Origin of the sequence: Hafnia sp. HMSC23F03 (assembly GCF_001816025.1) — a bacterium.
Classification (GTDB): Bacteria; Pseudomonadota; Gammaproteobacteria; order Enterobacterales; family Enterobacteriaceae; genus Hafnia; species Hafnia paralvei.
Window position 1 is genome coordinate 13995 of sequence record NZ_KV824190.1, and the last position, 20342, is coordinate 34336.

The window sequence follows — 20342 nt, forward strand, 5'->3', positions numbered from 1 at the left end:
AGGTCGTCAGTTCAAATCTGGCCCCCGCAACCAAACCGATGAAAAAGAAGTACATAGCAGTATATAAAAATAAAAGTAGTAACCGGACGCGGGGTGGAGCAGCCTGGTAGCTCGTCGGGCTCATAACCCGAAGGTCGTCAGTTCAAATCTGGCCCCCGCAACCAACTTCAACTTCATAGAAAGTTGACTTAAGAAAGAAAAAAAAAGAACGAAAGAAGAAAGAAGAAAAAACAGTATGTCGGACGCGGGGTGGAGCAGCCCGGTAGCTCGTCGGGCTCATAACCCGAAGGTCGTCAGTTCAAATCTGGCCCCCGCAACCAATTTTCATACTGAAGTAAATCAACACCTTAGCGGGTGTTTTTTTATATCTAAAATTTGAGTGGTCAGCACTCCAAATCTCGCTGGCATCGTGTACATTTCGCCGTAATACCAGACGAACGATATCCCCCAGCAATAGCGAACAGCTATCTCCTCGCCAACTCCCCGCCATTGGCAAAATAAGCTTTAATGCCTGCCAAGATAGACTCTGCAACCTGTTGCTGGAACGCGCTAGTACGTAGCTTACGTTCCTCTTCCACGTTACTGATAAATGCAGTTTCTACCAGAATAGAAGGGATATCCGGAGCCTTAAGCACGGCAAATCCAGCCTGCTCAACGCTGTTTTTATGCAGTTTGTTCACTCGCCCCATATTCTTGAGCACTTCTTTGCCGAACTTCAAACTGTCGTTGACCGTTGCCGTCTGCATCAAATCAAAAATAGTATGGTCAAGATACTGATCGCCACTGCGGCTTACACCACCAATTTCATCCGATTCGTTCTGCGTCTGCGCCAAGAATTTAGCTGCCGCGCTGGTCGCACCTTTGGTTGAAAGTGCAAACACCGATGAGCCACGCACCGAACGGCTGGTAAAGGCGTCTGCATGAATCGAAATAAACAAATCTGCACGCTGTTTACGCGCTTTAGCCACGCGTACTTTAAGTGGGATAAACACATCTTCGTTACGCGTCATATAGACACGCATATTCGGCTGTTTCTTAATTAGCGCACTCAAACGGCGCGCAATTTTCAGCACAATATCTTTTTCGCGAGTTTTGTTCTTACCAATTGCGCCGGGATCTTCACCGCCGTGACCAGGATCCAGCATGATAACAATCGGTCTATCGCGCCCTGCTTTCCCTTTCTGTGGCCCCTCTGGCGGTAGGCTCTTGCCTAAATCACCTTTGTTGTAATCTTCCAGCAATGCGAGCAAAGGATCTGACTCTTCTGCCACAGAACCTTTAGCTGGGTAGAGATCAACAACTAAGCGATTGTTAAACTCGGCAAAAGGCGCAAGGGTAAACAGCTTAGGACTGATTTCCTGCTTAAGTTCTAACACCAGACGCACAGTATTTTTGTCAAACTGCCCTACGCGAGCCGTTTTCAAGTAGGGATCGCCCGACTGCACCTGACTACTAATCCCTTTCAATACGCTATTAAGGTGAACACCTTCGATATCCACCACGATGCGATTAGGGCTAGTTAATGCAAACTGTTTATATTTCAGTGGAATTTTCGATTCCAGCGTCACTCGAGTATAAGTTGACGATGGCCATACCCTCACAGCAATCACCTGTGCAGACGCAGCAAAACCTACCCGGCTTACGCTCAAAAACCAGGTAGCTGCAGCACCCTGCAACAGACGACGACGAGTCAGATTATGGTTCGAGTTTGTCATGCAATCCCAAATAAAATAGCCAAAAACAGCGGAGTAGAACGCTCCCGCACAAATTTTAGGGCAAAACTTTATCGAATCAGAGGAGTGCTGTCATTAGAAAATGCTTAACGGAGTTTTACAGATGGCGACGTTAATCTCGTTCATCACTTGAATTTACATAAAATTCACACTTGCCTTTATTCGCAATAAAGAATAAAAATACAGTTTTAGCGAATAAAAATTCAGAGGGTTTCATGAAGGAGCGCAGCACCGAACTGGTTCAGGGTTTTCGTCACTCAGTACCCTATATCAATACTCATCGCGGCAAGACGTTCGTCATCATGCTAGGTGGAGAGGCGATTGAGCATGAAAACTTTGCCAATATTGTTAATGATATTGGGCTATTACACAGCTTGGGTATCCGGCTCGTGGTTGTGTATGGCGCTCGCCCGCAGATCGATAGCAATCTGAATGAACACCACTATGAGCCTATTTATCACAAACACACTCGTGTGACGGATTCGCGAACGCTAGAACTGGTTAAACAGGCAGCGGGTCAGTTGCAACTGGATATTACAGCGCGCCTGTCGATGAGTCTCAACAACACGCCACTGCAAGGCGCACATATCAATGTGGTCAGCGGAAACTTTATTATCGCTCAGCCGCTTGGCGTGGATGATGGCGTAGACTATTGCCACAGCGGGCGTATTCGCCGGATCGATGAAGAAGCCATCCACCGTCAACTCGACAACGGTGCCATCGTGTTGATGGGCCCCGTAGCTGTTTCAGTTACCGGCGAAAGCTTCAACCTGACCTCCGAGGAGGTCGCCACTCAGCTCGCCATAAAGCTGAAAGCAGAAAAGCTCATTGGCTTTTGCTCTTCTCAGGGCGTGATCGATGAAGATGGCAGTATCATGTCAGAATTGCTGCCTAACGAAGCGCAAACGCGCATCGAAAAGCTGGAAGCGTCTGGCGATTATAACTCCGGCACTGTCCGTTTTCTGCGCGGTGCAGTTAAAGCCTGCCGTAGCGGAGTCGGTCGCAGTCATCTGATTAGTTATCAGGAAGATGGCGCTTTGGTGCAAGAGCTGTTCTCACGCGACGGCATCGGCACGCAGATCGTCATGGAAAGCGCAGAGCAAATTCGCCGTGCCAATATCAACGATATCGGCGGCATTTTAGAACTCATCCGTCCGCTTGAGCAGCAAGGCATTTTGGTACGCCGCTCGCGCGAGCAGTTAGAGCGTGAAATCGATCAGTTCACGATCATTGAACGAGACAATCTCACCATTGCCTGCGCTGCGCTCTATCCCTTCCCAGAAGAACGTATTGGTGAAATGGCATGTGTCGCCGTTCATCCTGACTATCGCAGTTCATCGCGAGGCGAAGCGCTACTTAAGCGCGTCGCGGCGCAAGCACGGCAGATGGGACTGGAGAAACTCTTTGTGCTGACTACCCGCAGCATTCATTGGTTTCAGGAACGAGGCTTTACACCTGCCGAAGTTGATGTTTTACCGCTTCAAAAGCAAGAACTCTACAACTACCAGCGCCGCTCCAAGATCTTGCTCGCCGATCTATCCTAAAACATTCCTCGCGGCCCGCTGATCAAGCGGGCTGCATCATTCGCTCCATTAAACCGCTTCGACGCAGCGTCGGCGTACGGATCGCCGTCAGCAAAATTTTATCCCTGCTGAACAACGTCAGTTGCTGCTTGGCACGCGTTATCGCGGTATAGAGCAACTCACGGGTGACTATCGGCGAGAAATCAGCGGGCAGCGCCAATAGCGTGTGTTCGAATTCAGAACCCTGTGATTTATGCACCGTCATCGCATAGGCCGTTTCCGTTTGTGGCAAGCGGCTAGGCTGAACGGATTTGATTGAACCATCGGGTAATTGGAAGTACACGCGGATATTCCCCGCCGAATCGGCAAGCGCAATACCAATATCGCCGTTAAACAACCCAAGAGAACTATCGTTGCGCGTGACCATAACGGGTCTTCCGCTATACCAGCGCTGGTGTGCCTGCGTCGGCTTATGAATAAGTTTGGCCTTAGCTAACGCCAACTCGATACGTTCATTGAGTCCCGTCTGACCAAAAGGCCCTTCGCGTAGCGCACACAGCAATCGGAAACGCGAAAAACTGGCGAGAACGTCAGCGGCATCGGCCATATTCGCGACTAATTGCAGCGTCGAGCGATAACCGTCAACGCAGGTTTGGATAAGCGTAGAGTAATCCTCATCCTTGGTCATCGGTATCCATGCAATGTCAGAAAACTGCCCATCAAAACAACGGCGCGCGCGCGCGGTATCACCTAAATTCACCGCCGTCGCCAACTGACCAATGCCAGAATTGGCATCAAAACGGTAGCTCTTTCTCAACAGGCAAATACTGTCACGAACGGCAATATCTGGTGCCTCAGCGCCTTCAGGAATTACGCTCTGGCACAGCGTAGAGAGTTCTTGAGCACGCGCAGGGCGAAAACCAAACTCGGCAAAGCGACACAAATCGCCTAATACGGCTCCCGCTTCAACTGAAGCCAACTGATCGCGGTCACCTAATAAAATCAAGCGCGCCCTATATGGCAGCGCTGCGATAAGCTTCGACATCATCGGCAAATCAACCATGGAAGCCTCATCCACCACCAGCACATCCAAATGCAGTGGATTATCGCGATGATAACGCAGACGAATGCTATTAGGTTGAGCGCCCAGCAGGCGATGCAGCGTATAAGCCTCTTGTGGGATAGATTCACGCTCGTTCGGGGTCAAGTTCAGCGCTTCAATAGCCGCGCCTAAGGATTCGGTTAGCCGTGCTGCCGCCTTTCCCGTCGGTGCTGCCAGTTGAATACGTAGCTTCTGGCGTGGATGCAAGCGGATCAGAGCGGTAAGCAGCTTCGCCACCGTCGTGGTTTTCCCCGTGCCTGGACCGCCTGAAATAACCGACACTCTTCGTGTAGCCGCAACGGCAGCGGCCACCTGCTGCCAATTGATCTCATCGGCAGAATTTGCCGACGGAAACAGCTGGGATAAAATCGGCGGTAGCGTTGATTCACTCTCGTCTGGTGGCAAATCTGAAGCGGCAAAAAACTGCGCCACGACGCCTTCATCCTGCCACAAGCGCTGTAGGTACAAACGTTGATTTTGCAAAACCAACGGAGCCGCATAGCCTCCATCGCTGACCTCAGGCTCTGCCAGCAATAATGCCTGCCATTGCATCTCATCCATATCGCCAAACAACGTTTTCAGATCATCGGTAAAGTCTGGGAACTGTGCCGCTAACGCATCCATTCTAAGCTGGTTCAAAGGCAAGCAAACATGTCCAGAAGCAACTTCCTGACTCACCAATGCCGCGGCTAAAGCCAGATATGGCTGCCCTTGGCTAGCCATTAGGCGAGCAAACTGAACATCCAGAGAACGAAGCTGGTTTTGCTCTCCCATCCGTTGCAGAAGATCAAAAATCATTGTGCTTCCCCCTCCGGAATATAGCCAAACAGCCTATCCATACCGTCTATCAGCGCCGCATCAGGACGGCAATGGAAAATGCCTTGCCCTGGTTGAGCTGGCGTCATACCACGCAGGAAGCAATAAAAAACGCCGCCGAAATGCTGTTCATATTGGTAGTTTGGCAAACGGTGACGCAGATAACGGTGCAATGCTAATGAATAGAGCTGATATTGGAAATCGTAGCGATGCTCAGCCATAGCGGCGACCATCGCCTCTTGTGTATAAGCACTCGCATCCTCGCCTAACCAATTGGACTTATAATCCAGCACGTAGAAACGCCCTTGCCAGAAGAAGACCAAATCGATAAAGCCTTTCAACATGCCGCGCACCTGTCGAAAATCTAGTGGCGCACACTGTGCTGAAAGTGGATCGTAACGCTTAATTAAAGCGTCTAGTTCAGCACTGCGTACCAACTGTTCAATCGGCAAATAAAACTGTAGCTCGGCCTGCACTTGGCTTGGCGCAAGCTGCGCTAAACACGGTCCACTCTCTGCTAATGGAGCGCGAAGAATAGCGTCCAGCCAGCTATCTAACACAGGAACCCACTCAGTATTCAGCCCCTGTTGCGTCACCTGCTCAGTCAACTCTGTGATATCACGGGGCTGAGTGAAATCCATCGGCTCTAATAAGCTATGTAAAAACGTCCCCGGAGCGGCGCCTTTAGGGAAAGTATGCGGTGTGAGCGCAGGTATACTCTCTACCTCTGACTCCCCTACCGCATCCACATCGAGCTTGGGTAACAGATCCAAAAATTGGGAACTGCCGTGCTGCTGTAAGCCTGAATAGCTGGTGACTCGCCAGTCATCCTGCATCTTGCGAGTGAAAAGTTTAGCCTGCAGTTCTTGTGCTTCTTGCATCGTCGCTACCCACGGAGAGCCATCTTGAGCCTCAACCGTGGTGACCTGAATATCGTCGTTCTGTAAGCGCTCAAGACATGCAAATAGCATTGCTGCGTCGCCGGGCTCGCCTTTTTGTAGCAAGTGTCCGATAGCGCTGTTGTGGACATCGGTTTCCCCTTGCTTCTTGCGCCCGCCTAAAAACAGCGGTGCAAGCCCGAGGCTACAGTGATAAACCGAGCGCGTAAGCGCAACGTAAAGCAAGCGGAGATCCTCTGCAAGGCGCTCCTCTTCTGCCAACTTAACCGCATCGTCGCTATAGTTGAGATCGAGAACCGCATTGAAACTGTCTCGGTCATGATAAAGCGGCTGTTTTTGCAACCGATAACTGCCGATAAATGGCAGCCAGACAATAGGAAATTCTAATCCTTTCGACTTATGAATCGTCACCACCTGTACCAGATGGCGATCGCTTTCCAAACGTAGTTGCTGGTTTTCCGATTGAACCTCAGGGCTATCGATTTGTTGAGCCAACCAACGTAGAAGTGCTGGCTCGCTATCCAACGTAAGCGACGCCTCCTGCAACAGTTCCCCAATATGCAGCACATCGGTTAAACGACGCTCTCCCCCCTCGCTCGCGAGAAGGTTCTCAGCCAGATGCCTACGCCCCATAATCTCACGTAGCATCGGCAATACGCCCTGCTTTTGCCACTGTTGGCGGTAAGCGTCAAACTCATCCACCAGCTCATCCCATAGACGCTCATCCTGATTAAGCTCATTGAGCTGCTGTGAATTCAGCCCCATCAGACTGGTCGCCAAGGCGCTGCGTAACAGACGCTCTTGCTCAGGAGCCAGAACCGCCTGTAATAACCAAAGCAGATCGCGAGCTTCTGGGGTTTGAAAAACGTTGTCTCGATTGGAGAGATAAACAGACGGTATTGCCAGCGCGCTTAGCGCATCTCTAACCAATGCAGCTTCTGCACGGCTACGCACCAGAATCGTGATATCTGACGCCTCAACCGGCTTAGCTATTTCACGCCCCTGTGAGTCCTTCTTGTCAGTGTAAAGCAGCGCTTTTCCCTGCTGGCCTGCCGTTAACCAATCACGAATTTGCGCCGCACACTGCGCCGCCAAAGACTGTTGGTATTCCACTGTGCCGCAGCCTTCCCCCGGTTGCAGCCATATATGCATGGCTTTTTGAATATCGCCGGCTATTTCAAAACGCAAAGCCTGATTTTTCTTGGCTGCGGACACCGGTAAAAAGGGGATATCGGCAAAAAGAAATGGGGATTCAACCGCAGAGAAAACCTGATTGACCGCCGACACCATTCCAGGTGATGAGCGCCAGTTTGTTCCTAACGTATAGTGATGCTTCACTTCGCTGCGCGCGTACATATAAGTAAAAATATCGGCACCACGAAAAGCATAAATAGCCTGTTTAGGATCGCCTATCAGCAACAGCGCTGAGTCCGGTTGTTTGTCACTCTGGGGTTGTAAATAAATAGCCTGAAAAATGCCATATTGCTGTGGATCGGTATCTTGGAATTCATCAATCATAGCAACGGGATAGCGCTTTCTAATCGCCTGAGCTAATACATCACCACCAGACTGATTTAACGCCTGTGAAAGACGACTCAGAAGGTCATCAAAGCCGAGCTGTGCATGCTGGCGTTTCTCTTGCTGCACGCTAGTACGCACTTCGCTTAACGCTCGAGACAACAATAAATCGCGCAGCGATAGCGGCTCTGCGAGCAGTTGGTCAATAGCCACAAATAACGCATGCTGCGGAGGCGTCCCTTTCTTGGTTTTCTCCAGCAGAAGATTTTGTCCAAAACGTTTGAGTTCATCAGGAAGCTGATAGTCCCGCGTTTCCGATGTAGCCCAATCGCCGACGGTGGTTAGCCATTTGGGCAAAAAGCGACTGCTATAGCTGCGCTTATCCACGCCAGAATCCACAATCAGGCTTTCGATCTCGCCTGCAACCTCACGCCAATGTGTTTTTACGGCATCAATGCGTTCAATGATTTGCTGATGACGCTGAGTCAACGTTTCATCGTCAGCGATAGCCTGCCGCAGCGCGGGTAATTCACCGTGTAGGTAAGGCTGTAAATCAGCCAATAGCTGTTCAGGACCGCTCCACTCTTGGCTGATAGCCGCAGCAATACTCAGCGGCAGCGGGTAACAATGGCGACGCCAGAAGTCGGCACATGCCTGTCGACGCAGCGGCAGTTCATCTTGCAATAGCGTTTGCTGGAATAAGATGCCTGATTCAAACGCATTGTTACTGAGCATCCGCTGGCAAAAACCGTGGATGGTATAAATCGCCGCTTCGTCCATTTGACGCTCGGCTGCCAATAACTGGCTGACAGCATCTTCCTTGTCATCAATCAAATCGAGTAAATCAGATAACAAAGGATTTGTACTGCTGCCACGCACACAGGCCAAGCGTAATTCGTGAATATTGCTACGAATACGCCCACGCAGTTCTTCCGTAGCCGCTTCGGTGAAAGTTACTACCAGAATTTCTTCAACAGACAAGGGGCGAGGGAAGGCATTCTCCCCTCCAAGTCCTAACAGCAAACGCAGATACAGCGCAGCGATAGTAAACGTTTTGCCGGTACCGGCTGAGGCCTCAATAAGGCGCTCCCCAATCAGTGGCAGCGCCAGAGCATCTAGCGTTTGTGCTTGAATCATTACGGCGCAACCTTAACTGGCAGAGTTTGCTGCAACGCGGAGGCGTTTGCATAGGTCTTCCAGCCTTTTGGTGCGGCATAGTGCCCCTTCGCATGACTGCCGAGCACCTGTGATAGCAGCGCCATTCCCTGAGGTTTAATCACCGCCTGACGGTAGAACGTCACAATGTTCTCACGTTTAAGCATGTCAATTTGTTTGATTAACTTTTCGCGCGTATTGAATTCAAAGTTGCCACGATCAAAATCATTGGCAAAGCGTCCAGCCTCTTCATCTAACGTCTGCGGACGCTGGCGTAGCTGATTCACCAACGCGAGCTTGTACTGATTGAAATCCGCCTCTTTTAACGATTTCAGGCGTTTATCTGCCTGTGCATAAAAGTCGAGATAGCGGTCATACAGATACGCTGGAGCCTGATTATTGCTTTGTAGCAGGAAACCGATACCCCATTGATTACCCATTGAGGATGGGAAGGCAAACACCGCGTAACCCAACTGCTCTTTAGTCCGCAACTGATCGTAGAACCACGGTTGAATGATCTGGCTCAACAGATTGCTGCGCGCCATTCCCTGCACTTCATCGTAACCCGTTGGAATATAGACCGCCCCCAACGCAGAATCGGTGCTGCTCCCCGCCCGCTGTAGGTTGGCAAGCTGCTTATGCTCAATGACCACATCCTGACCGTGCCACCAGAGTGTGCCGCCGCATTTAAGCTGGGCACGGATATTTTGTGCCAAAGCTTTCACCTGAATGGCGGTCATATTGCCCACCACCAGCAGCTCCGGCGTTGCACCTTCAATGAGCTGGCTACGGTAGTTTTTGATATCGCTTAGCGTAATTTTATCCAACAGCGCACGTCGCTCACTGCGTTCGGTGTAAGGAACGTTAGATAATGCCTGAATCGGCTGCATCGCCTGCTCAAACGCCTTGGCTTTTTCAGCAGAATCTAAGCGTTCACGATACCAAGACTTCGCCTGCTCCAAATGTTCTTCGGTGGCATCAAAATTGGCATAACCTTCAACTAAGGTGGTCAACAACTGTGGCAGACGTTGTGTAAACCCGCTAGCGCTGATGGTTAGCCCATCATTATAGGTCGTCGAAAAACCAATACCACCGATTGAGGCCTGATAGGCCAGCTGATCTAGTTCAATGCCGGCGAGATAATCCGTCAGTGCAAACATGACCTGTTCTTTGGCGCCGTCGCTCCCCACTTTGTTACGCAAGGAGAGTGTAATATTCGCTTTTGGCTCATCGGCAAAATAACGACTCGGCATATACAGAGCACGCAATCCCGGTTGATCGAGCACGATCTCCGGTTTTGTCAGCGTCGGAGAAACCGGTTTGATAAGTGAAAAATCGTCAGGAATGTAAGGATTTAACGCGGGTAATGACAGCGAAATACGTTGCTCTAAATTATTCCAATCAGCAAACTGCTTCGCTGTGATGCGATCGACCTGATACGGAGCATCAACGAAATAAGCCGTTTTGTTATGTGGCTCATCAGGGCTGATAAACCAGATACGAGCATTCTCTGGCGTCATACTACTCAGACGGGCAGTGATCGCCTGCGGATCATACTTATCCGCTAGATATGACGAGTCCAGCACATTTTGCACTGGCACTCGCAGCATGTTGTCCACCAACCATTCGATGTAATCCATGTCACGGGTAATCGACGGATAGCGGAAATCTAGATCGAGTACATGCGCAATTTCATCAAAGTAGCTTTGCTTCACACCCTGTTCACGCAGCAGTTTTAAATAGTCATATACAGCAGCAATAACGCGATCACGCTCGGCTAAACCTTTGTCGGTGAGCGAAACGCTAATAGAGAAAACGCCACCATTGCGATCGACCATCGGATCGGCACCTGCGCCAATAGACTCCGCCAACCCCTGTTTTTGCAGCCAATCAGACAGCGTATTCTTACTGCGATTACCAATTAGGTAAGCAATATACGTATCGGTTTTACTACGAAACGCAGCGCTATTGTTTTCAATACGATATTCAATTTTCAGCATCTTGCGTGGCTGAGCCGGTACATAGTGGATAATAATCCCTTGCTGTTCCGGCGTAACCACTGGCACCGTAATTGGTGGCACACTTGCATCACGATTAGGTATACGGCCAAAAGAAGTGACCGCGAGCTTGGCGAGACTGGAGAGCGGCTGGTTACTGTAAATAACGCCTACCATCAAGTTAGCGGAATAGTAGCGATGATAAAACGACAGTAACTCTTGGTGCAGCTTGCTGTTGGGTTTATCACTCAACGTCTCTAAGTTACCACCAGAGAAACGCGCACTCGGATGAGCGGGATTTAGCGTTTCGGCTGAAACCTGAGCCATACGCATACCGTCGCGTGAACGCGCCATGGTTAACTCAGCATTGACGGCATTACGCTCACGATCGGCATTGACTGGATCAAGCAAAGGTTCAGCAATAGCATCCGCGAGTCGATCAACGGCTGGCGACAGCGCATCGTTTTCGACCTCAAGATAGAACGCCGTGCGATAGGAGGCCGTACTGGCATTATGGCTACCGCCATGCTTTTTCAGGAATTCGGAAAGGTTATCGGCCTGTGGGTATCGTTTCGAGCCCATCAAAACCATATGCTCAAGATAATGAGCCAAACCGAGCTGTGAATTAGGATCCTCCAGTGAGCCTACCGGCAGCGCTAATGCCGCAAGCGATTTAGGCGCATCTTTATCTGATACCAAAATCACCTTCATCCCATTATCTAGCTTAATAGCCTGATATAAACGCGGATCGCTGGCGCTCTTATCGATTTTCTCAGCCAAGGCTTGCCATCCGGCAGGCTCAGTCTTGGCCGTGCTCGCCGTTGACCATAAAAGCGATGTGCTCATCAACAGTAATACCATTACCGTCAGGAATGAAAACTGCCTGCGCATGAATAACCTAACCATCATTTACCCCAAAAAGCCGAAAAATAATGCCATTGATACACCGTCTCAGCAGCGAATAGACATCACGTTAAGACAGACTAAGCGCTCACGCAAATTCGGTCTGACAAAAACACCGGTGTTTGACCACCATCAATCCAGATTATTCCGCGCGATAGGCAAATAATACTGCTCCGCCCATTGCTGAACTTCGCGCATTTTTGTCTCATCCATGGTGCGCATTACGCGCTGGATATAAGGATCAGATCCCTCTCCCATGACACGCTGGTCGCCCTGCCATGCTAACAATAGTTTCATTTGTGCCTTCGATTGGGTTTGCTCATCCCAATCGACCATACCTAAATCCTTATCAAAGCAGGCGCTCAGCCATGCCCAACCGGTTTTAGGCAGCAGTAAAAGAGGACAGCTGCGACCTTGGCGATAACCTTCAATCAGTGGTAATAGCGCTTTTTCAGCGTCTTTGGGTGATAAAGGCGCAAAATGCCACGCCGAGTTTTGGCGACCAAAACACCGGCTTTCGCCTTCACCACCGCTGAAGCAATAAAACAAATGCTCAATCCACAAAGCCATACCATCTACCGCCCCCAGGATCGCAGGCCGCCAGCGTACCAAACCGTTGTCTTGTACCTGCTGTAGCCAACCGGTTAACCGCACGCCACCCAGCATATAATCAATCTCAATGCTGCGCCCCGCTTGCCGATGCTCTCTTACCTTTGCGGCAACCTCAGCCATTTCTTCCTGCTGTTTTTCCCAATAGAGCTCACCAAAGGCACCGTATGGCAAGCCACCCGCAGAGCGAAAACGGCGGAACAACGTCTCAGCCTCATCGCCATCAATCAACTGATTCAAGAGCTGACTATTGAGCTGATAGCGGCTGAGGTTATCCAGCGTGAAAGGTTCTTCATCCGGTAGCTCGGTTTCTTCTAAAACGAAGTTGACCCCAAGGCGCATCTGGAAAAAGGCGCGTACCGGATGACGGTAAAAACGAATCAGCTCATCTAGCGTAATCGTCGAAAACTCTTCTAGCGGCAACGCTAAAGCAAACTCCTGATGTGCTTCACCACTACGTCGAGCAGCAGGCAACCATTCAGCCGCATAACTTTGGCTTTCACTTCCCACGGCATAGTTTTCGGAGGCAAAAGGCACTCGCGGGTGCTGAATTTGCAAATATTCCATTACTCGCTTCGCGCTGCTATCGACGTCCAGCGTCTCGTCTCCCGGCAAATGGTGGCTTTGAGCAATATATTCCATCAGCTCACTGACCAATACCGATGGATAACGCGGCGCATTATCCTGAATAGAACGCCCTATATAGCTGATATAAAGACGTTCTTGTGCTGACAGCAGCGCTTCAAGAAACAGATAGCGGTCGTCGTCTCGGCGACTTCTATCTCCGCGTTGTACTTTGTTTGCCATCAGATCAAAACCTAATGGCGCAATAGTACGCGGGTAAATGCCATCGTTCATGCCGAGCAGACATACCACTTTGAAGGGTATGGAACGCATTGGCATAAGAGTACAGAAGTTTATCGGCCCAGCCAGAAAACGCTGGCTAATTCGCTCGTTGTCTAAACGTGATGTCAATTCATCGCGCAGAATTGAGATAGGTATCGCCTGGGGATACTCCGCGCTAATGCCATAACCAATCACTTTCAACCATTGCTGCTCAATGAGAACCTGAACCGCCTCGGTTTCACTATCTTGCTCAAAGAACTCGTTAAGGATTTCACGGCATAGCGGCTGCCACTCCTGAACTCGATATTCGCCGCTAAGCCGCGTGCGCCACACGCTGAGCCTCATCAACAAATCAGCCAGTTGACCGGCTAACTCTGCTATAAGCCCGCTGGATTCATCATAAGGTAGCACCCCGTTCCAATCGCCACAGCGACTATCCATTGCATAACCGAGCAACATGCGGGTTAAACCAAACTGCCACGTATGCTGCCCCGTCGCGGGCAGATCCAGCGCACGCACATTGTCATCGTCTAACCCCCAGCGGATCCCAGACTCATCAACCCAATGGCGTAAACGACGTAATCCCTCTTCGCTAATGCCAAAATGTGCGGCCAGAGCAGGTACTTCAAGCAAAGTTAAAACGTGCTCAGAGGTAAAGCGGCTGTTAGGTAGCTCAAGCAACGTCAAGAAAGCCTGTATTACTGGATGTGCCTGACGCGCACTGCGGTCAGAAATAGCAAAAGGCAGATAGCGCTCACGCGGCGCATTACCAAACACCGCCTGAATAAATGGCGTATAGCTGTCGATGTCCGCAACCATCACGATGACATCGCGCGGAGTCAGAGAAGGATCTTCCGCAAATAAATCCAGCAGTCTGTCATGTAAAACTTCAACTTCACGCTGAGGGCTGTGGCAAAGGTTTACGCTAATGCTGCGATCTCCCCGCTCTAATAGCCGTTTTCCACTGCTGCTGTTTAGGTGCTCTGGGCTATCGACTATCTGGCTGTGGTCTTCCAGCTCAAGCAAATCGCGTTGAATACGCGTCAGAAGTGTATCTTCCGTCAAGTCGACAAAAGCATGTACTTCCTGCGGCTCGCGCTGCGCCAACAGATACATGTGATCGCGCCCTAGCTTTCCCCAAGACGCTAGCAGAGGGTTACTGAGGTCTTGTTCACCGTCTGATTTAAATAGCTCAGACGCGCTCTGAGGATCGCGGAAGAGGCTAATTTCCTGCTGCCGTTGAATATGGTGACGACGTTTCCGGGTCTGTAGTTTGGCGAGAAACGCATAGTCTTGAATATCGCCCCAATAATAGCGACATGGGTTAGTAAACATCAGGTGCACATCAATATGCTTACCTAATGCCTTTAAAGCATCTAAATAAATCGGTGGCAGCGCGGCAATCCCACAGATGAAGACACGTTTAGGCAGCCCTTGCGGACATTCTGTTGCCTGCTCTAAGGTTTGTATAAATTTTTCGTATAAATTAGCGCGGTGCCATTCAGGCTGTTTGAGCTCGGCGGTATATTCTTTCAACGCCACCCACAGTGGGGCCTGCCATTGCTGTGACTCATCCAGACCGTCTACATACTCACCGCGCTCCCAAATCTGTAGCCACTCAGGGCGGTACACTAAGTACTGGTCGTAAAGGTCAGCAACACGCGCCGCAAGCTGGAAATGTTTACGGCGATCCTCATCGTCAGAGAGATAACGCGCCAGCGGCGCAAACGCTTCTTGCTCCAGCATTTTCGGCAATAGCCACATCAGTTTCCACGTCATGGCATCTTTACTGAAAGCACTCTCTTTGGGAATGCCGGGCATGACCTGTGTAAACAGGTTCCAGATGAACGTCGCGGGCAGAGGGAATTCGATATTGGCAGCAATACCAAACTGTTTCGCCAACTCCATTTGGAGCCACTGCGCCATACCGGGACTTTGTACCAAAATCACTTCCGGCTCAAAAGGATTCTGCAAAGGTTGTCCTTCAATCAGCGCCGCAATCAGCTGTTTGAGCAAATCCAATTGGTTCGAGTGATAAACAGTAAACATGCGTTCTCCAACAATACAGGCAATGCGCATACAGCTTGAAGTATGACGGGGTATACACTTTAGCCTTTCACGCCAGCTCAGGGAATAACAACCGCGACTTACTCCATCAACTGACTGCAGATTGTCCTTTCAAGCTGAGCCTGAATATTCAACGGTGCTCGAATGCTGGCTGAAATGACTTCGCACTCAAACTGCGACCGCGCCGTGACGACTATCGACCACGTATTGGGCAAAGCGAGCCGCGCGGGTATTTCAGCATTGGATACCCCCATCCGATGCAGCGTTATCGCCTGTTCACTCCATTGCCATGCCTGTTGCTGCTGCCATAGCCTGATTTGCGATCGCGCCATCCATTGTTGATAGTTGAGTAACCCCAAAAATCCAACCGAGACTAATAGAATACTCACCATCACTTCAATCAGACCAAAACCAGACTGGCTATGAGTCTTCTGCTCTATCGCGGCTAACATAGGCTTTCAAATCCTAGCGGAGAATAATCGAGCCACCCGGTAGTAAGTCGTAGCAAACGCGTCGTGCCCTGTGACGTCACCCGCGATGTTACATAGCTAAATCGCCTGATTTGCGCCGCATAGGTTTTCGTCTGTACAACCGCACACACAATGCCGAGCTCGGCGGTGATGGATTTAAAACATACCGTCACGGATGAAAAACTCTGGCAGCTATCCACTTGTGGTTTTGGCCATTCATGGTTCGCGATTACCTGACTTAGCGTTGATTCAACCTGTTGACGCACAGTCTTTAGCTGCCGTTGGTAGGCGAGAGTTTGTACCTGATGTTCTATACGCCCCTGCTGCGCACCAACGACTAAGAGTGACAAGCTCAACATCATAAGCACCGAGGGTAATAGCATGCTGCCTGACTGATTATTTTCATGGCGGTTAGATAAGTTCATTTTTCAACCATTCGCCCATTCTCTGGCAGTATATATCGCGTTTGCTGTACGGCAGTAAAAGGCGACTTTAGTCGCTGTAGCGCGAGCTGTACTTCATACCCGCGATACAGCGGAACCACGTTGAAAAGCGAAACCTTAATCTCTTTTTCATCCGTGATTTTGTCCCACCCATTTCCCGAACATTGCTGGATGCCTCGCGCCGTTTCCAAAGCGCCATTGCGTAAGCGATAACCGAATGAATCTGCAGTAGCAGCAGAAGAGAGATCGATTCGCCCGTTAGTATCTAGATCGTAGAACACGATCAAACACGAATTTGCTGGCTCCCCACCAGTGCTAGCAATCATTGGCTTCGGCACTGAACATCCTTGAGCGCAAAATCCTGACCGAGTGAGATCTTTATCAATACGATCTAAAAGCTGAGTAATGGATTCCTGCATCTGCTGCCAACGCTGAGCTTTAATACTGCCAGCGCGTAGCATGACCAATATTTGGCTGGTTGATAACAGCACGACGCTTGAGAGCAACAAAGTCACCAACACATCGGGAAGCGTCATGCCATTCTGAGAGTTTAGCTGCATGATGGGATTCCCAGCAGGCGTTTAGGCTGAGCACACAAACGTAGCCGTCCTTGAGCCGACCAAATGGCGCTTACCGTTCCCGCTTCGCTGCTCAATTCGATATGTCCACCCATCGCATTATTCCGTATGCCGTAAAACCCTGCACTTTTGCTCATTTGGGATGCGATAGAAATATCTGGCGTAGAGGGTGTAAAACGCCGTGCAGTATTTTTAACATTCACGCTCCGTTGCGAAGCATCAACCACAATTTGAGCCGTGCTGTTTTCGGCAAAAGCACGTTGCTGAGCCTGCTGTAAAAATGCCAATAGTTGCAGGCTAGTCTGTTCAAGCTGTAGCGCCATCCGTTGTTGTTTGAATCCGTGTAAGCCATACACAGCCATACTGGAGACCAGCAACATAACCACCATCATTTCCAGCAAAGTAAAGCCGCTCATGCGTGAGCATTCCATTGTCTTTTCCTGTGTCATGACCGATAGGCATACCCTAGCGGTCCTGATAAGAAAGAAAAGCGCAGCGCTCAACTTCAGGAATGCCCGCCGCAGACGATTTGAGCTATCGATGTAACTTGCACGAAGATTTGCGAAACACTGCTCAACGTCGTCTGGAAGTATGAAAAAGGAGAGGAAAAGCGAAGATAAATAAGATAAAAAAACGCCAGCTCGGTGGCTGGCGCTTTATTGAACGGAGCGATGAAACTAAATCGCGACCGGAGCTTTAATCCCTGGGTGCGGATCGTAACCTTCAATCTCGAAATCTTCGAAACGGTAGTCGAAGATGGATTCAGGTTTGCGCTTAATCACTAACTTAGGCAACGCTCGAGGCTCACGGCTTAGCTGGAGCTGAGTCTGTTCCATATGATTGCTGTACAGGTGGGTATCACCGCCAGTCCAAACAAAGTCACCCACCTCGAGATCCAACTGCTGTGCCATCATATGCACTAACAACGCATAGCTAGCAATATTGAACGGCAAACCAAGGAATACGTCGCAGGAACGCTGATAGAGCTGGCAGGACAGTTTTCCGTCAGCGACATAGAACTGGAAGAACGCATGGCAAGGCGCCAGCGCCATTTGATCCAGTTCACCCACGTTCCATGCCGAAACAATAATGCGACGTGAATCAGGATCCTGTTTTAACTGTTCCATCACCTTGCTGATTTGGTCGATCTGGCGGCCATCAGCAGCGCCCCAAGCCCGCCACTGTTTACCGTAAACAGGGCCAAGGTCGCCGTTTTCATCTGCCCATTCATCCCAAATGGTGACGTTATTTTCACGCAGATAGGCAGTATTGGTATCGCCATTCAGGAACCACAGCAACTCATGAATGATGGAACGTAAATGACAACGTTTAGTGGTGACCAGCGGGAAGCCTTCTTGCAGGTTGAAACGCATCTGATGCCCAAAAATAGACACAGTGCCGGTTCCTGTACGGTCGGCTTTTTGTGTTCCCTCTGCGAGCACTTTTTTCATTAAATCCAGATACTGTTTCATGTCACCTCACGACGTTTGTACTGTTGATTCCTGCAGCAGTGTTTTTTCTGCTACAGGCTTTCGGCGTTGCTTAAAGAGTTTTTTGCTGCGGCTGGCGGCGATAGGCCCAAATCATCATGATCACACCCGCAATAATCATTGGGATGGAAAGGATCTGCCCCATGCTAATGACGCCATCGAACAGACCGAGCTGAGCATCGGGCTGGCGGAAGAATTCAACGATGATACGAAACGCACCGTAGCCAATCAGGAATAACCCAGAAACGCTGCCCATTGGGCGCGGTTTACGAATAAACAGGTTCAAAATAATAAACAGAACCACACCTTCCAGCAGCAGTTCATACAGCTGGGACGGATGGCGAGGCAGCACGCCATACTGGTTTAAAATCTCTTGCCACTGCGGATTGCTCGCCGCCAAAGGGATATCTTCGCTACGTGAGCTTGGGAATAACATCGCCCACGGTGTATCCGTGGTCACTCGTCCCCACAGCTCGCCGTTGATAAAGTTACCCAAACGACCAGCGCCCAAACCAAAAGGAATCAATGGAGCAATAAAATCAGATACCTGGAAGAAATTACGTTTGGTGCGGTACGCAAACACTAACATCACCACGATGACCCCAATCAGGCCGCCATGGAATGACATCCCGCCATCCCACACTTTGAATAGGTAAAGTGGATTTTCAAGAAATAGGGGGAAATTATAAAACAGGACATAGCCGATACGGCCACCGAGGAAGACCCCCAAAAAACCGACATACAGCAGATTTTCAACTTCATCTTTGGTCCAGCCGCTTCCCGGCTTGTTAGCACGGCGCACTGCCAGCCACATGGCAAAGACAAAGCCCACCAAATACATCAAGCCATACCAATGTAAAGAGACCGGTCCGATGGAGAAAATCACTGGGTCAAAACTAGGAAAATGCAGATAGTTCGTCATCTATCACCACGACAATATCGAATATTTATTCCCCATCACACCTGCAATTTGCAAGATGCAGGGCATAAGCGGGAAGGCAAGTTGCGCATAATAGCATAGGAAAGAAATCGAGCGGGCTAGAGGTTGCGGAAAAGTTATGTAAAACCGTGAATCGTAGTATCACCGTTGAGCCAGCGGCTCAAGAAGCCGCCCCCCTAAGAATAATACTGCACGTTTCAGAGAGCGAGAAACATGGGGCTGGCACACCGCTGAGGCGCCATCGGTGTACTTCCCCCCAACATCAGGATGAAGTGAACGGCACTCTTCCATTAGAGAATGACTAGCAAATCAGTGCATCAAATATAGACATCGATCTGGTTTTCATCGGTTGGACGGTTTACCCCATCACCGGTTTTGCCTACTTTATCTAATTGATTTTGCTGAGCCTGCTCCATTTCTTGCTGACGAATACGTGCAATCTCTGCCTGAAGCGCTTTAATTTGAGCCTGAATCAGCTCTTGCTGCTTTTTAATTTCTTCCGGCGAGCCGCCAGAGTTGGCTAAATCGCGCAGCTGCTGCTGTAGCTCTTGGATTTGTTTGGTGAGCTGTTGAATACGCCCTGAACCACCACTACCGGCAGTGCTGGCGCCCACGGTTTTGCCGCTACCGCTGCCAACGCTTTCACCACTGCCAGTGAGCGCCGGTGATTTCCCCGCCGCAGGAACGGCCATCGTGATTGATACATTTGCCATAATATCTTTCCCCAAAGATATATTTTTATAATATCTCTGGGTTATCGGCAGCGCCGCGGGAATATTGAACAATAGAATCAAAATAGTTTGAATCGTGCGGGCTTTTTACGCTAAGTCACACGGCAAGTGAGCGCCCAAGGCTGACCTGTGAGTTCAGGTGATCCAACATAGCTAACGCGCATGCCATTTGAAGTTTGACGAGTCTAAACGGCGAAATCACCAGCCGGTCAGTAAAGTGAAGGTTTGCCAAAACAGCATCACAACGAGCACGGCACACAGCGGCACGCTGAACAGCAGTCGACCTGAAACCAGCTTATTAATGCCAATGCCTAATAACACAGAAATCGGCATCAGCGCTAAAAAAAACGGCCAGGTATAAAGCAAGAAGAAAGGCGTATTCATGCCGTAGACGATAAATGGCAGAACAAAAGCTAACCAATAGAATGAAAAGCCCAAGACGCCACCAGCAAAGGCGTACGAAGGCTCTTCTTTATCCAATGACGTTTTCTTGTCAGCGGGAATGTTGGCGGCATTTATCAG

The 20342-nt window shown here is 49.9% G+C and carries 14 protein-coding genes and 3 tRNA genes (1 of these 17 only partly in view); 4 read left to right on the forward strand and 13 right to left on the reverse strand.

Features of this window, described 5'->3' with window-relative positions:
- From HMPREF3091_RS02340 to HMPREF3091_RS02350, 3 genes are all read left to right on the forward strand, one after another.
- Positions 1 to 33 (forward strand) — tRNA-OTHER (locus tag HMPREF3091_RS02340) (it extends 49 nt beyond the left edge of the window).
- Positions 34 to 87: 54 nt separating this feature from the next.
- Positions 88 to 164 (forward strand) — tRNA-Met (locus HMPREF3091_RS02345).
- 79 nt (positions 165 to 243) lie between these two features.
- Positions 244 to 320 (forward strand) — tRNA-Met (locus tag HMPREF3091_RS02350).
- Between the two features lie 144 nt (positions 321 to 464).
- Here HMPREF3091_RS02350 and amiC read toward each other — a convergent pair.
- Positions 465 to 1715, reverse strand: coding sequence for an N-acetylmuramoyl-L-alanine amidase AmiC (amiC, locus tag HMPREF3091_RS02355; protein ID WP_070713927.1), 1251 nt, complete (start codon positions 1713 to 1715; stop codon positions 465 to 467).
- A 233-nt stretch (positions 1716 to 1948) separates the two neighbouring features.
- Between amiC and argA the strand changes: the two genes are divergently transcribed.
- On the forward strand, positions 1949 to 3277 hold the full coding sequence (gene argA / locus HMPREF3091_RS02360; protein WP_070713930.1) for an amino-acid N-acetyltransferase: 1329 nt from the start codon (positions 1949 to 1951) through the stop codon (positions 3275 to 3277).
- A gap of 22 nt (positions 3278 to 3299) precedes the next feature.
- On the opposite strand, the gene recD is transcribed toward argA, so the two are convergent.
- The 12 genes from recD to HMPREF3091_RS02420 all read right to left on the reverse strand — a co-directional run bounded on the left by recD (position 3300) and on the right by HMPREF3091_RS02420 (position 20342).
- The gene (recD, locus tag HMPREF3091_RS02365; protein ID WP_070713932.1) at positions 3300 to 5156 is read right to left on the reverse strand and encodes an exodeoxyribonuclease V subunit alpha; all 1857 of its coding nucleotides are present in this window, start codon (positions 5154 to 5156) and stop codon (positions 3300 to 3302) included.
- On the reverse strand, positions 5153 to 8728 hold the full coding sequence (gene recB / locus HMPREF3091_RS02370) for an exodeoxyribonuclease V subunit beta (protein ID WP_070713934.1): 3576 nt from the start codon (positions 8726 to 8728) through the stop codon (positions 5153 to 5155). Before recB ends, recD begins: the two co-directional genes overlap by 4 nt.
- Positions 8728 to 11634 carry a pitrilysin gene (gene ptrA / locus HMPREF3091_RS02375; protein ID WP_070713937.1) on the reverse strand — a complete coding sequence of 969 codons (2907 nt, stop codon included), beginning with the start codon at positions 11632 to 11634 and terminating at the stop codon, positions 8728 to 8730. Before ptrA ends, recB begins: the two co-directional genes overlap by 1 nt.
- A gap of 144 nt (positions 11635 to 11778) precedes the next feature.
- Positions 11779 to 15150: an exodeoxyribonuclease V subunit gamma gene (gene recC / locus HMPREF3091_RS02380; RefSeq protein WP_070714098.1), complete on the reverse strand. Its 3372-nt coding sequence runs from the start codon at positions 15148 to 15150 to the stop codon at positions 11779 to 11781.
- A 98-nt stretch (positions 15151 to 15248) separates the two neighbouring features.
- Entirely contained in the window at positions 15249 to 15620 is a 372-nt protein-coding gene (locus tag HMPREF3091_RS02385) for a prepilin-type N-terminal cleavage/methylation domain-containing protein (RefSeq protein WP_070713940.1), read from the reverse strand.
- Positions 15614 to 16063 carry a DUF2509 family protein gene (locus HMPREF3091_RS02390; protein ID WP_070713942.1) on the reverse strand — a complete coding sequence of 150 codons (450 nt, stop codon included), beginning with the start codon at positions 16061 to 16063 and terminating at the stop codon, positions 15614 to 15616. The genes HMPREF3091_RS02385 and HMPREF3091_RS02390 overlap by 7 nt, the downstream gene beginning before the upstream one ends.
- Complete coding sequence (locus tag HMPREF3091_RS02395; protein WP_070713946.1) at positions 16060 to 16641, reverse strand: prepilin peptidase-dependent protein; 582 nt, start codon at positions 16639 to 16641, stop codon at positions 16060 to 16062. Before HMPREF3091_RS02395 ends, HMPREF3091_RS02390 begins: the two co-directional genes overlap by 4 nt.
- Complete coding sequence (locus HMPREF3091_RS02400; protein ID WP_246839945.1) at positions 16632 to 17090, reverse strand: prepilin-type N-terminal cleavage/methylation domain-containing protein; 459 nt, start codon at positions 17088 to 17090, stop codon at positions 16632 to 16634. Before HMPREF3091_RS02400 ends, HMPREF3091_RS02395 begins: the two co-directional genes overlap by 10 nt.
- A gap of 246 nt (positions 17091 to 17336) precedes the next feature.
- On the reverse strand, positions 17337 to 18131 hold the full coding sequence (gene thyA, locus HMPREF3091_RS02405; RefSeq protein ID WP_004094404.1) for a thymidylate synthase: 795 nt from the start codon (positions 18129 to 18131) through the stop codon (positions 17337 to 17339).
- A 70-nt stretch (positions 18132 to 18201) separates the two neighbouring features.
- Positions 18202 to 19071, reverse strand: a complete 870-nt coding sequence (gene lgt / locus HMPREF3091_RS02410; RefSeq protein ID WP_008814545.1) for a prolipoprotein diacylglyceryl transferase — start codon at positions 19069 to 19071, stop codon at positions 18202 to 18204.
- 335 nt (positions 19072 to 19406) lie between these two features.
- Positions 19407 to 19802, reverse strand: a complete 396-nt coding sequence (locus tag HMPREF3091_RS02415; RefSeq protein WP_083321341.1) for a FlxA-like family protein — start codon at positions 19800 to 19802, stop codon at positions 19407 to 19409.
- A 216-nt stretch (positions 19803 to 20018) separates the two neighbouring features.
- The gene (locus HMPREF3091_RS02420; RefSeq protein WP_371328671.1) at positions 20019 to 20342 is read right to left on the reverse strand and encodes a DUF3561 family protein; all 324 of its coding nucleotides are present in this window, start codon (positions 20340 to 20342) and stop codon (positions 20019 to 20021) included.